Consider the following 13565-nt stretch of genomic DNA (forward strand, 5'->3'; position numbering starts at 1 on the left):
ATTGATTTGAAATTAAAATAAATTACAAACATAACCAATTTACAAACTTATGAATTCTATTCAAAATTTAAATCGTGCAGCTGACAATATACGTATATTGGCTGCATCAGCAGTAGAAAAAGCAAAGTCAGGTCACCCGGGAGGTGCTATGGGTGGAGCCGATTTTATCAACGTACTTTATTCAGAATTTTTGGAATATGATCCACAAAACCCAAAATGGGAAGGTCGCGACCGTCTTTTCCTCGATCCGGGTCATATGTCTCCAATGCTTTATTCTGTACTTGCTTGTGCAGGAAAGTTTACTATGGAAGAATTGGCACAGTTCCGTCAATGGGATAGTCCAACTCCGGGACACCCCGAAGTGGACATTATGCGTGGAGTTGAAAATACCTCAGGACCACTGGGTCAGGGTCATACTTTCGCTGTAGGCGCTGCCATAGCTGCTAAGTTCCTTAAAGCACGCTTTGGAGAGTTGATGAGTCAAACAATATATGCCTTTATCTCTGATGGTGGTATTCAGGAAGAAATTTCACAAGGTGCAGGTCGTATTGCCGGTCACCTTGGATTGAACAACCTGGTAATGTTCTACGATTCAAACGATATTCAGTTGTCAACTGAAACTAACGCTGTAACCAGCGAAAACGTAGCTCAAAAATACCTTGCATGGGGTTGGAAAGTAGTTGAAATTAATGGTAACGATGCCATTGAAATCCGTACTGCATTGAAAGAAGCAAAAGCTGAAGCTAAACGTCCTACCTTGATTATTGGTAAAACCATTATGGGTAAAGGCGCTGTGAAAGCTGATGGAACAAGCTTCGAACGTCAATGTGCAACTCACGGTATGCCATTGAGCGAAGGTGGAGCTTCTTATGCTGAAAGTATCAAAAACTTAGGTGGAAATCCTGAAAATCCATTTGTTCTTTTCGAAGAAACAAAAGAATTATATGCTAAACGAGCTGAAGAATTGAAGAAAATTGCAGCTGAAAAACAAGCAGCAAAAGCAGCGTGGGCAAAAGCAAATCCTGAATTGGCAGAAAAACTTGAGTTCTTCTTCAGCGGAAAAACTAAAATGAACTGGGATGCCGTAGTTCAAAAACCGGGTCAGGCTACACGTGCAGCTTCGGCTACTGTTTTGGCTGAATTGGCTAAACAAGTAGAAAATATGGTGGTTGCAAGTGCCGACTTGTCAAACTCTGATAAAACAGACGGCTTCCTGAAAAACACCAAAGCATTTACTAAAGACGATTTCTCAGGTGCATTCCTTCAGGCTGGTGTGGCCGAATTGACCATGGCTTGTCTTTGTATCGGTATGAGCTTACACGGTGGTGTAATTCCTGCTTGTGCTACTTTCTTTGTATTCTCAGACTATATGAAACCTGCCGTACGTATGGCTGCTTTGATGGAACAACCGGTGAAGTTTATCTGGACACACGATGCATTCCGCGTAGGTGAGGATGGACCAACTCACGAGCCTGTTGAACAAGAAGCTCAAATCCGTTTGATGGAAAAACTGAAAAACCACAAAGGTCACAACTCTATGTTGGTTCTTCGTCCTGCCGATGTTGAAGAATGTACAGTTGCATGGAAGATGGCCATGGAAAATACTTCAACTCCTACAGGTTTGATTCTATCTCGTCAGAACATTGTTGATCTTCCTGCAGCTACAAATCGTAAAGCAGAAGCTGAACAAGCTCAAAAAGGCGGATATGTGGTAGAATGTGATGGAAATCCTGATGTAATTCTTGTGGCTTCAGGTTCTGAGGTTGCTACATTATACGAAGGAGCTGCATTGCTTCGCGCCGAAGGTGTAAAAATTCGTTTGGTTTCTGTGCCTTCAGAAGGATTATTCCGTAGCCAATCGGCAGAATATCAGGAAAGCGTATTGCCTAAAGGTTCAAAAATCTTCGGACTTACAGCCGGTCTGCCTGTAAACTTATTAGGTTTAGTAGGTGCTAACGGTAAAATCTGGGGATTAGAGTCATTTGGTTTCTCTGCTCCATACAAAGTATTGGACGAAAAACTTGGCTTTACTGGCAAGAACGTTTACGAACAAGTAAAAGCAATGCTTTAATAAATAGAAGTAAGAGGTAAGGAGTAAGAGGTAGGCAATTTGCTATATCATTTTATTCCTTACCTTTTTATTTTTTTCTTACCTCTTGCTTTCTTACCCCTTACCTCTCAACTACATGGATATTCTATCAATCATCATCATCGCCATTGGACTTGCTATGGATTGCTTTGCTGTTTCGATAAGCAAGGGTATGCATGCAAAGAAGTACTACGTATGGCTTACTCTTCGGATGGCGCTGCTGTTTGGATTGTTTCAGGCTGTTATGCCTCTGATAGGTTATACGCTGGGTGTGGGCTATGCAGGTTATATGAAAGCCTTTGACCACTGGATAGCTTTTGTATTACTGGCACTCATAGGCGGTAAAATGATAGTTGAAGGAATTAAACCTAAAGATCCCGACTCAGACGAGGCTCCGAATCCTTTTAAATGGTCGGTGTTGTTATCGCTGGCAGTGGCAACCAGTATCGATGCATTGGCAACAGGCATTGTGCTTATTCCATATTCAGGAGTAATATGGGAAGCCATACTTATTATCGGGCTCACCAGTTTTCTGTTCACGCTCATTGGTATGTTTATCGGCGTGCATTTCGGCAAACGGTTTAATTTTAAAGTTGAAATTCTGGGTGGAGTCATTCTTATGGGTATTGGTCTGAAAATTCTGATTGAACATTTGATGGGCTATTAATAACCGCCCGATTTACGCGTTTTTTTGCACTCCTTTCCACCTGATAAATCTAATACAAATAGTTTTCTTATCAAAAAAATAAAAATGACATTTAAAAAACTACTTTCCTGTATTCTGTTAGCTTCTGCAAGTTTTGCTTTTGCTCAGGAACAAACTACAAAAACTAAAATATACGGTTACGTAGGTAACGACTTTTTTTATAATTCCCGTCAGAATGTAGAGATGGTCGATGGTATTATTCAGTTATTTCCTAAACCGGTTGAGCTAAGCGCCGGAGTTGATAAAAATGAAGTGGCGCAAGCAGAGATGCTTAGCGTTAATACCCGCCTTGGTGTAGATATTACCGGAACACCTGTGTTGGGTGCTAAAACTTCGGGTAAGATTGAAGCCGACTTTGCAGGTTTCGGAACTTCTTATTATGTTTTTCGTATCCGTCAGGCTTACATGAAACTGAACTGGGCTAAAACCGAATTACTTGTAGGTCAAACCTGGCATCCCTTGTTCGGAAGCGTGATTCCTTCTACCTTTTCGGCCAATGCCGGTGCACCATTCCAACCTTTTAACCGCAGTCCGCAGGTACGTTTAAAACAAAGCCTGAGTTCTACTCTTTCATTTACGGCTGCTGCACTTTACGAAATGCAATATGCATCGCAGGGACCTCTGGGAACCATTAATACCTATATGAAAAATGCTTTAGTTCCGAATCTTTTTGTAGGGTTGGAAAATAAAAATGCGCATTGGACCAATGGAGTAGGGGTTGATTTTAAATCGCTAAAACCTGATGTAAAATATGTATCGTCGTTAAGTGCTGTAGCTTATAGCCAGTATGTAAACAACAAATTTCAGATAAAAGCGAAAGCCATTTATGGCGAAAACCTGAGCGATCAGCTTATGTTGGGCGGATACGGTGTGAGTAAATATGCTGCCGACTCTACTACCGTATTGAAATATACTAACTTCAATAATCTGAGTACGTGGCTGAACGTAGTGTACGGAACAAAAATTCAGGTGAGTGTGCTCCTTGGATTGTCTCAGAACCTTGGTACAAATGAGGATCTGGCTGCACGCAAGGGTGGTAAATACACTGCTTACGGTTATGGCTATTATGATGCATCGCAGTCTGTCGTTGATCGTTTGTATCGGGTGGCTCCACAGGTAAGCTATAACCTGGCAAATATGAAATTCGGGCTTGAATACGATTTTACAACGGCTGCTTATGGTAATGTACGCAAAGACGGAACCGCAGGCACTGCGAATAACGTAAATAATCATCGTGTGCTTGCTTCGGTAATGTACATTTTTTAAAGTATAAAGATAGAATTGGGAAATATGCTGCTTTTCAGTTTTTTATAAACCTGAATTTGAGATTGACTCCGGCTTATTTCCAGATAAGATAATACAATGTTACGGTGCGCTGCACCTAATGATGATAAAACGATACCAATTGCTACAAATAGTTTGGTGCTCTGCACCTTTTTGAGGGACAGAGTCCCGAACTATTTGTAGAAATTAGTCAGACATATAAACCAGAGGTGCAGAGCACCGATATATTATATGAAAAATAATACGCATTCTACGGCTGACATCTTTCATTTAGTCTTTATCTTTGATTGCGTATAAAAACAAACCGATGGTTGATTTGTTACAATTTAATCTTTTCATGATCTGATCTTGTGAGTTAAGTAAATGATAATTATTGTTGATATGTTTTTTGCCACATAGTTCACACTAGTTTTAAATAGGAGATATAAGACTAAGAACACATAGCATTATCCCGAATACGGGATAATCTCAGACTGAGCAAGAGTATCGTCAGATACTCTTACTATGTGACCTAAGTCTTTTTCTCTCCCATGATTTCTATGTGTGCTATTGTGATAAAATATATCATTAAATATTAGTAACGATTTATGATAAAAGGTTCATTTTTTATTTTGCTGTTCTATTTTCTGGGCGAAATGCTGAGTTTGCTTATCAGGGGATTTATACCCGGTAGTGTATTAGGCATGATATTACTTTTTGTATGCCTTTTTTTCAAGGTTATTAAACCGGATAATGTAAAAGATGTATCTATTGTAATAACCAAAAACATGGCTGTGTTCTTTATTCCGGCGGCAGTTGGGCTGATGGTGTATGCCGAGCTACTCTCCAAATCCTTATTCACCATTCTTATAGCCATTGCCATTAGCACGGTGCTTACCATTGTTACCGTAGCGCTTATACAGGAACGATTTGAAAAAAAACGGGCAAAAAAAGGAGGACCCAAATTATGAATAATGTATTAGACCACATCAGACCGCTTATCAGCACGGAGGTTTTTCTGTTGATGTTTTCGATGGGTACATTCCTGTTGGGTGTGTTTATCTATAAACGTACAAAAATAGCTTTGCTTCCGCCGCTGCTTATCTCGATGATTATCATCATTCCTTTCCTGAAATTTACAGGTATCGATTATCCTACGTTTTACAAGCAAACCCGAATACTGAACTTTATGCTTGGTCCCAGTGTGGTGGCGCTGGGTTATGTGCTTTACGAACAAATAGAACATATACGCGGAAACGTGGTTTCTATCCTTACGTCCGTGTTTGTGGGTAGTCTGGTGGGCATACTAAGTGTAGTGCTTGTTGCCAGATTAATGGGTGCCGATCACATTATGATGGCTTCGCTGGCTCCAAAGTCGGTTACTACGCCTATAGCCATGAGCCTGTCCGAAAAATCGGGCGGAGTTCCTTCGCTCACGGCAGCTTTTGTGGTGATATGCGGTATATTTGGCGGACTGGCCGGACCCATAGTACTCCGAAAATTAGGGATTAAAAGTAAAATAGCACAAGGCCTGGCTATGGGCTCTGCTTCTCATGCTTTAGGCACTGCCCGCGCCATGGAAATGGGAGCGGTAGAAGGAGCTATCAGTGGCCTGGCTATCGGTATTATGGGCATTATGACTGCTTTGCTTGTACCCTTTGCCGAGAGGTTGTTTTAATTTGCCCCAGACATTATATTTTTTTATTCGCAATATGATATGTGTATAATGTAAGTAAGCGGAAGAATATATTGTCGTATTTTTAAAAAAGAATGGAACGCTGATTTTACGGATTGAGCGGACTTGCCTGCGGCAGGCAGGTAAAAACGGATGATAATTAAACGGATACAAAACTGATTTTAGTCATGCAAGCATGACAGATAAGAATATAAACCTTTGAAAATCATTTCGACTTGTCGAAATTAAAATCCGTATAAAATCCGCTATATCAGCGTTTATCCGCGTTCTAATCTTTTTCCATTTCTAGATTTACTTATACGACATTATTTAATTTCTACTACTTAACTCCACTTTTTCCTATTGATCTTTCTCTCCTGTATTGATCCTTTTCATTCATTCTTTTTTTGGGGTTTACGCATTGAGCGGTATTTTACGTTGGTTAAAATACCGCTATTTTTTATGTCCAAATTTGGATGTATATAAAATAGTTTTTTGGCCAATCGTTATTTTATTGATTTTAAACTAATTATTAACGCCAACAATTTCACGATGTATATATGATTTTTCTTGGAAAATTAAACTATATAATTTAAATTTGAAAGTGAAACATCAGGTAATCATCCACTTATAAATATAGTTGGTAGACAAACCCGAAAATGTCGGGTTGGTATGCTGATCCGTTGCGGAGATTACAAATAGATTTGTAGAGCTCTACAATGCATCCGTGGTTTAACCCCAACCATTGACAGAGTAACCCGAGACGATGGGGTTAAAGCCCCACTAATCGGGGCTATAACCCGAAGCTATGGGGCTATAACACGAGACAATGGGGCTATAACACGAAAGTCCCGGATTATAACCCCGAACTTTGGGATTAAAACCCCAAAGTTGCGGATTAAGACACCAAACTTTGGGATTAAAGCCCCAATGGCTGGGATTAAAATACAGAACATTGGGATTTTAATCCGAAACGGTGGCAGAACAGGAATTTCAAACTTTCAGTATATTTAATTGTCTAATTTCTAATTCAAATCACAAACCTATGAGCAACTCTGATTACATCCCCCGAAGCGATGGGGAGTTCAACTCTTGGCAGGAAAGTTTGGTGAGCAACACCGAACCGAATGTAGACAGGTGGCAAATTTCAAGAGAAGATTATGCAACCTTAAATGTAAAAAAGAGCGTCTGGGATACATCGTATGCCAAGGCCAGTAACAAACAAAACCGTACGGCTGCCGATGTTGCCGACAAAAAAGAAGCACGTGCCGACTACGAAAGCTATATCCGAAGTTTCGTAGCACAGTGGCTGAGCAACAATTCGAGAGTTTCGGATAGCGACCGCACACGCATGGGCCTGACCGTAAAAACAGGAACACGCACTTCGGTAGCAAAACCGGAAACAAGCCCTGTAGCCTCTATTGATTTTTCGACACGCAAAAGACACATCGTTAACTTTGCGGACGAAGCATCACCACGAAGCAAGGCGAAACCGGCAGGAGTGCACGGATGCGAAATCTATATAAAAGTAGATGGCGAAGCCCCTAAGCTGGTTTCCGAACTAAAGTATCTGACTACCTGCACCGCTTCGCCTTACGAAGTGGACTTTGACGGAGATCAGGCAGGAAAAATGGCGTATTATTGGCTGCGTTGGGTAAACACGCACGGCGAAAGCGGTCCGTGGAGCATTACCGCCAGCGCCATGATAGTAGGATAACACCTGTATCAATCAACATTGAAACGTTCCTCCCGCATACACAGGGAGAGTCTGTAGGCTGCAACAGCTGCACAGACCTGTGAAAGTTTGAAATTTTTCCCGAAAACCGTTTCCGGTTGCATTGCCGGAGACGGTTTGTTTTTTTTGAAGAGTTTTCTGATAAGAGACTGTGCAGTAAATTGTCTAAATTAAAAAAAACAACATAATAATTGATATTGTAAAGTAATGTTATTATCTTTGGGCTTGTAAAAATATAGTACCCGACATAAAGTGGAAATATGCGAATTAGATGTTCGCATACACAGATGTTAGCTGCAAGCGCAAAAAAAACAAGATAGAGCATTACATGTTTTAAATACTATAGAAAATTAGAACCATGAAAATTATTGACAATAAAGAATTAGTTACTTTCTTGAGAGATTTCCCTCTATATTCAAAAACTCTATTTTTAGACACTTTTGACAAGAACTATGAATTTAATGTACTCGATTTTTTCGAAAGTAAAGCATATAAATTTTACTGTCCGTTTGAAAAGGAAGAACACACATTTAAATTTGGAAGAAATTACGGACAACAATATATTCTTGTCGGAAATAATATTGTTGACTATTTCAAAGACAATTTTGGAAAATTAAATTTCACTTTTGCTCTTCCTAGTAATTGCCAATCTTGTGACTATAAAATGGAATTCTTGTTTAATATTTTCACAGACGAAGCAATTGAGAACGGTAAAGATCTTCCAAAAATATATATTCGAAAATTTGGTCAGTTTCCTACATTTGAAAGAAATCCTGAGAAAATAGTTTTAGATTATTTAAATGAAGAAGATAAGGAAAATTACAGAAAAGCATTATCAAACTTATCTGTAAGTTATGGAATTGGTGCATTTGCATATTTTAGAAGAATAATTGAGAATGAAATTAAACGACTAGTAAAAGACATTTCTGAATTGGATTTCGATGGTTCCGACAAAGTCAAATTAGCTTGGAGCGAGTATGAAATGAACCACCAAATGTCAAATTTAATAACGAATATAAATCCATATATACCAAAGTCATTGAAAGAGATTGGAGACAATCCAATTAAACTATTACATGACCAATTATCTGGTGGAATTCATGAATTTTCAGAGGAAGTTTGTTTGGTAAAAGCAAGACAAATTGACGTATTGTTGAGATATGTTATAAAAAAAGTAAACTCTGAGAAGTATGATTTAATTGAGGTCAGAAAAGCGATGTTAGATTTAAGAAAATAGAAAAACTTACTATTCTCAACAGCGCCTAGCAGCTAACACCTTTTGTTTATTGGCTGGCTGACGTGCATTCCGGCGGCTTTGCTCCCGCAAACCGCCAAATGCCCATAGCCTCGGTCGTTAGCAGCAAGTTTAAAAAAAGAAAAAATGCCGTACAATACACCATATCCAACTATTTTATACAAATATAGAGACTGGGATAGAACTCTACATAAGAGTATTATTACTCAAAGAGAAGTGTATTTAGCACCACCAAGTTCATTTACTGACGAGGACGACTGTAGAATACCTATTAGGTTCGACTTGTTATCAAGAGACGACGTTTTTAAGAAATATGTTTTTCATTCTAAAGAAGATAATCCTAATTGGACGAGAAGTCAGCATCGTACTCATGCGAAAAAAATGACTAACAATAATCCTTTTAAAAATAGCACATATATTGAGATTTTTCATAAAGGTTTCTTTGAAGACTTTTCATCACAATTTGGAGTTTTAAGCTTAACCGGAAATCCGGAAAATGAAAGAATGTGGATTGAATACGCTAATAATCATCAAGGGTTTTGTATTGGATTTAATTCAGAGATTTTATTTAAATATCTTGGTGGTGGAAGAGTTGTAAGGTATTATCACGAATTACCAATAATATATCCAACACCCAAACATTCAGTCAACACCCAAATGAATTTAGAAATATATTCTAAGAAAATTCAATATATAGAAGAGGAAGAATATAGAACACATAGATTTTCCAACGATTTATTAACGGAAGAAGAACGACACATAATTCTCCCAGTAGAAGCATTTAATTGTTTGATTTTAGGAAGAGACATGACTCCTGAAAACAAAGAAGATATAAAGAATTCAATTCCTGAAATTATGAGAAATCTAAGAATAATTGAAATATAGACAAAAAACACCGCTTCCGCGCGATTGTATCGCGTGGGAAAGCTAAGGAGGATTGGCGGTAGTTTATGGTTAGCCACACGATAGAATGGTGCGGCAGCATTGGTGCAGCTGTTTTTATTTGACTTTATATTCTCAATATGTAACAACTTCTATTATAATAATTTTTATAGTTGTATATATAACTCCTATTGTAAATGTCAAATTTATGTTATATTTTTGTGCTGAAATAATAGAGGTTAAATTTTGGTAGATATAAACGTTGAAGAACAATGAGGAAATTAATTTTTACACTTGCTTTTATAGCAACTATGGTGAGTACAACGGGTGCTCAAAACAAGCGTAACGCAATAGGGTTTCGTTATGGAAACGGAGGGGAATTCACCTATCAACGTTTTCTCGGGAGTTCTAACCGATTGGAAGTGGACTTGGGCGTGAACAGTTGGAATGCAGGCAGTGGTGATACAGGTACTTGTCTGACCGGAATCTATCAATGGGTTTGGGATATCAATAAATCTGATGCAGGTTTTAAGTGGTATCTGGGAGTCGGTCCGCAATTTGGTATTCTAAAGGATGGTAATGCACTTGGTGCACTGGGTCAGCTGGGTCTTGAGTATAACTTTACAATACCGTTGCAGCTTTCGGTTGATTATCGTCCGGGATGGTATTGCTTGCCAAAAAATTTTGGAGGATCATTCGAGGATCTTTCCGTAAGTGTTCGTTATCGGTTTTGATATCGAAAACGCTATATTAATACTCAAAAGAGGCTTATCCAATAAGTGTTTTTTTTGAACGCAAATGTTGTTTCTGTAAATATGGCTATATTAGCTATTTATAATTTGTGTTTATTTGCGAACCAGCGGTCAGCGTAGCTAAATTTGCGTTCCTTTTTTCTTTTGAAACACACCGCTCCCGCGAGATTGTATCGCATGGTAATGCTAAGGAGCAATAGGCGGTAAGTTTATGGTTTGCCACACGATAGAATCGTGCGACAGCGAAGATGCTGATAGACATACTTAATAGATACTTAATAAAGAAAAACATGAGCAATAGAAAGAATTTAATGATTACCATGATGCACTGGGAATGTAGTGACGCACAAATCTTATTAAAATTAAATGGAATTGAGTCGGAAATGGATACTGTATTAATGGCAGAAGCCGATTGCCCTTTTCATGTCTCAGGATGTGCTAAATTATCTGTCAGTGAAGAAAATTATGAACTCGGATTGAAAATATTAAAAGAACATGGATTTGACACAGACAATGAATTTATGAATGAAAGTCTTTATGTTGAATCCGTTTTTCCGAAATGATAACTAAAGAAAAAACTCCTACCGCTCCCGCGCGATTATATCGCGTGGAAATACAAAAAAGAAAGGTTTTGGAGATTAGTTGATGGTTTGCCACACGATAGAATCGTGCGGCAGCATGAGCTATACTAATACTCAAAAGAGCTGATAATGATTTATCAGCTCTTTGTTTTTAATTTGAAGATTTATCGGACAAAATATGAAAGTCTGATTTTCAATTTACCGGTTTATAAAAAATGCAGCATGAACAGAAGGCGGACAGGGGCTGTCAATTCCTTTTACTGCTTTCCAGATTATTTCATTCAAAATGCCGTCAGGGGCTTCGTCTTCTTTTCTGAAGTCGAGTTTCTGACTGATGTATGCATATTTGCTGGTGTCGGTATTCACTTCGTTCAGATCAACCTGATGTGGCTTTACGCGATAAGGTTGATGCTGTGGGGTATTGTCGAAACAGCGCCACATGGGTTCGGCCGAAGCATCGTACTGACTCATGGGCGGAATACCCAGAATGAGTTCCATGGTGCGAAGCATACCGGCTGTAGAATACATGGTGTGATCCACAAAACCTGTTTTTACGAATCCTCCTGCCACAAAGGCCGGTGAACGATGCGCATCTACATGGTCGGGGCCGTTCTGAGCATCATCTTCCACAACAAAGACTACACTTTCGTTCCAGATGGGTGAATGGCTCAGGTAATCGACAAACATCCCCACGGCTAAATCATTATCAGCACAGTGTGCTTTGGGAGTAGGTCTGCCTTTGTTCAGGCCTTCGGTATGGTCGTTGATAAAGCGGAGGGTATTGAGCCGCGGCAATGACTGATGAACCAGCAATGAATCGAAGTCTTTGCGCCATTGTGTGAAACGAATGGTGTCGCGCACCTTCTGATCCCAACTGGTATAAAAGGGACAGAAGTGATCTTTTAGCACCGGAATGTTCGGTTTATAATCGTCGGCAAATTCTCCGTAGGTGCGATAACTCACTCCATTTCGTTTGCAAAAGTCCCAGATAAATCCGTCTTTGTTGTTGGCAATTTTCCGGTTTCCTTCTGCATCGTAATCGCCTCCGCGTCCGCCATAGCTTGTCGGCCAGGTTTTTTCCAAATAATCGGTGGCATATCCTCCTAAGCTCCAGTTGTGCCCATCGGCACTCACTTCGCCGTTAACATAGAAGTTGTCGAGAAGAACGAACTCACGCGCAATGGCATGTTGATTGGGAGTAACTTTCTCGCCGAAAAGTACGAGATTTTTATCACCATTGCCTTCGGGCATATCGCCTAAAACCTGATCGTAGGTTCTGTTTTCCTTGACGATATAAAATACATATTTGATGGGCGATGTAACATTGGGTTTATGTGGAATCGGGTTGTTTTCCGGAATTTTGAAGTCTTTGCCTTGTGGGTCGGGGGTGTTTTTATATACACTTTTGGTATAAACAGCCAAAGCCTTATCGGTAGGGTTATTCAGTATCTGAAGACTTCCTTTGAAAAGCCCCCCGATGTATTGTACCGGAGTCGATTTCTTGATAGTTCCCCCTTGTTGGTACACCACTTCTTCATCTCTTCCGTAGGGATTCGGACCGTCAGGATTAGCCATCGACATACTTCCTTTTCCGTTGGAAATGAAAATGGTTTTTCCTACCGTACGCACACAGGTTGGATACCAGGCTGTTGGAATAAATCCTTTGCTGACGCTTTCGCCGGGTTCGCTCACGTCGAATACCGCCAGGCAATTGTTGTCGGCATTGGCAATAAAGAGCTTTTTCTGATCTTCGCTAAGTGCTACACTGTTGGTGGTGGAGCCGGCCAGCGAATGAGGAAACAAAGCTGCATTGAGTGTTTCGATTACTTGTCTTTTTCGGAGGTCTATAACCGATACCGAGTTATCGTTTGCATTGGCGACGAATAAATATTTACCATTTTTTGTCAGACACATATCATTCGGATTGCTGCCAACGGCAATGTCGGACGAAAACTTCGCTTGCTGCGTGTCCCAAACCAAGATTTTGCCGCTTCCCCAACAGCTTATGTAAAGTTCGTTTTTACTGTGAGACAGGATGCAGTTATACCCTTCTCCTCCCAGAGGTGTGCGGGACAGAACATGTTTCGCTTTCAGGTCATAGACATACAAGGCATTGTCTTCTTTGGTAACTGCGTATAATTTATTACGTGCATCATCCACCGCAATACCCGCTACGGATATTCGTACCGGCCAGGGTTTGCCTAATGCCAGCGTGTCCACAGCCTTTAGCTTTTGGTTGGCCAGACTGTATTTGACTATACAGTTGTCGTTTCCTCCCGATGCATACAGAAACTGATCGTTTGCCGAAAAGGCCAGTCCTAACCACGATTTGCCGATTATCACGGAGTCGAGTCGGGTTTGTTTCACAGCATCAATCAGCATAATGCTTTGTGTGCTTTGTCCGTTGTTCGTAACCGCCAGTAATTTTTGCGAATGCGATACAGCAATATTCAATGGAAGATCACCAAGCGTGAGCATTTTTCCCACGGGACTCAATCCCCAGCCATTTGGCAGAATCAACCTGTTTTTAGAGATTTCATCTATCGATTGAGCTTGCACCGTATGCATTGCCAACAGGAGAATGAATAAACTTAGGTGTTTTAGTGTTGTCATAGGTTCTTATTTTA

Annotated in this window: 11 protein-coding genes; 10 read left to right on the plus strand and 1 reads right to left on the minus strand. The window is 39.9% G+C overall.

Annotated features, from left to right (window positions below; all coding sequences use genetic code 11):
- Positions 1 to 49: 49 nt before the first annotated feature.
- The 10 genes from PALPR_RS01085 (at position 50) to PALPR_RS01130 (ending at position 10920) form a co-directional block, all read left to right on the plus strand.
- Positions 50 to 2071 carry a transketolase family protein gene (locus PALPR_RS01085; protein WP_013443745.1) on the plus strand — a complete coding sequence of 674 codons (2022 nt, stop codon included), beginning with the start codon at positions 50 to 52 and terminating at the stop codon, positions 2069 to 2071.
- Positions 2072 to 2186: 115 nt separating this feature from the next.
- A complete protein-coding gene (locus PALPR_RS01090) occupies positions 2187 to 2756 on the plus strand; it encodes a manganese efflux pump MntP (protein ID WP_013443746.1) in 570 nt (189 codons plus the stop codon).
- Between the two features lie 84 nt (positions 2757 to 2840).
- The gene (locus PALPR_RS01095) at positions 2841 to 4061 is read left to right on the plus strand and encodes a hypothetical protein (protein WP_013443747.1); all 1221 of its coding nucleotides are present in this window, start codon (positions 2841 to 2843) and stop codon (positions 4059 to 4061) included.
- A gap of 605 nt (positions 4062 to 4666) precedes the next feature.
- Positions 4667 to 5029, plus strand: coding sequence for a CidA/LrgA family protein (locus PALPR_RS01100; RefSeq protein WP_013443748.1), 363 nt, complete (start codon positions 4667 to 4669; stop codon positions 5027 to 5029).
- Positions 5026 to 5736, plus strand: coding sequence for an LrgB family protein (locus tag PALPR_RS01105; RefSeq protein ID WP_013443749.1), 711 nt, complete (start codon positions 5026 to 5028; stop codon positions 5734 to 5736). Before PALPR_RS01100 ends, PALPR_RS01105 begins: the two co-directional genes overlap by 4 nt.
- Positions 5737 to 6778: 1042 nt before the next feature.
- Positions 6779 to 7450: a hypothetical protein gene (locus PALPR_RS01110; protein WP_013443750.1), complete on the plus strand. Its 672-nt coding sequence runs from the start codon at positions 6779 to 6781 to the stop codon at positions 7448 to 7450.
- A 376-nt stretch (positions 7451 to 7826) separates the two neighbouring features.
- Positions 7827 to 8705 carry a hypothetical protein gene (locus PALPR_RS01115; protein ID WP_013443751.1) on the plus strand — a complete coding sequence of 293 codons (879 nt, stop codon included), beginning with the start codon at positions 7827 to 7829 and terminating at the stop codon, positions 8703 to 8705.
- Positions 8706 to 8849: 144 nt separating this feature from the next.
- Positions 8850 to 9608, plus strand: a complete 759-nt coding sequence (locus PALPR_RS01120; protein ID WP_013443752.1) for a DUF2971 domain-containing protein — start codon at positions 8850 to 8852, stop codon at positions 9606 to 9608.
- A gap of 269 nt (positions 9609 to 9877) precedes the next feature.
- Positions 9878 to 10339, plus strand: coding sequence for a hypothetical protein (locus tag PALPR_RS01125; protein ID WP_013443753.1), 462 nt, complete (start codon positions 9878 to 9880; stop codon positions 10337 to 10339).
- A 308-nt stretch (positions 10340 to 10647) separates the two neighbouring features.
- Positions 10648 to 10920 carry a hypothetical protein gene (locus PALPR_RS01130; protein WP_013443754.1) on the plus strand — a complete coding sequence of 91 codons (273 nt, stop codon included), beginning with the start codon at positions 10648 to 10650 and terminating at the stop codon, positions 10918 to 10920.
- Between the two features lie 216 nt (positions 10921 to 11136).
- On the opposite strand, the gene PALPR_RS01135 is transcribed toward PALPR_RS01130, so the two are convergent.
- A complete protein-coding gene (locus tag PALPR_RS01135) occupies positions 11137 to 13551 on the minus strand; it encodes a bifunctional YncE family protein/alkaline phosphatase family protein (RefSeq protein WP_013443755.1) in 2415 nt (804 codons plus the stop codon).
- Positions 13552 to 13565 lie beyond the last annotated feature (14 nt).

The organism is Paludibacter propionicigenes WB4 (genome assembly GCF_000183135.1).
GTDB classification, from domain to species: domain Bacteria; phylum Bacteroidota; class Bacteroidia; order Bacteroidales; family Paludibacteraceae; genus Paludibacter; species Paludibacter propionicigenes.

What these genes read in the sequence shown, in the direction of transcription:
- PALPR_RS01120 (WP_013443752.1), top strand. Translation starts at nt 8,850, where the DNA reads ATGCCGTACAATACACCATATCCAACTATTTTATACAAATATAGAGAC.
- PALPR_RS01130 (WP_013443754.1), top strand. Translation starts at nt 10,648, where the DNA reads ATGAGCAATAGAAAGAATTTAATGATTACCATGATGCACTGGGAATGT.
- PALPR_RS01115 (WP_013443751.1), top strand. Translation starts at nt 7,827, where the DNA reads ATGAAAATTATTGACAATAAAGAATTAGTTACTTTCTTGAGAGATTTC.
- PALPR_RS01135 (WP_013443755.1), bottom strand. Translation starts at nt 13,551, where the DNA reads ATGACAACACTAAAACACCTAAGTTTATTCATTCTCCTGTTGGCAATG.
- PALPR_RS01095 (WP_013443747.1), top strand. Translation starts at nt 2,841, where the DNA reads ATGACATTTAAAAAACTACTTTCCTGTATTCTGTTAGCTTCTGCAAGT.
- PALPR_RS01085 (WP_013443745.1), top strand. Translation starts at nt 50, where the DNA reads ATGAATTCTATTCAAAATTTAAATCGTGCAGCTGACAATATACGTATA.
- PALPR_RS01110 (WP_013443750.1), top strand. Translation starts at nt 6,779, where the DNA reads ATGAGCAACTCTGATTACATCCCCCGAAGCGATGGGGAGTTCAACTCT.
- PALPR_RS01100 (WP_013443748.1), top strand. Translation starts at nt 4,667, where the DNA reads ATGATAAAAGGTTCATTTTTTATTTTGCTGTTCTATTTTCTGGGCGAA.
- PALPR_RS01105 (WP_013443749.1), top strand. Translation starts at nt 5,026, where the DNA reads ATGAATAATGTATTAGACCACATCAGACCGCTTATCAGCACGGAGGTT.
- PALPR_RS01090 (WP_013443746.1), top strand. Translation starts at nt 2,187, where the DNA reads ATGGATATTCTATCAATCATCATCATCGCCATTGGACTTGCTATGGAT.
- PALPR_RS01125 (WP_013443753.1), top strand. Translation starts at nt 9,878, where the DNA reads ATGAGGAAATTAATTTTTACACTTGCTTTTATAGCAACTATGGTGAGT.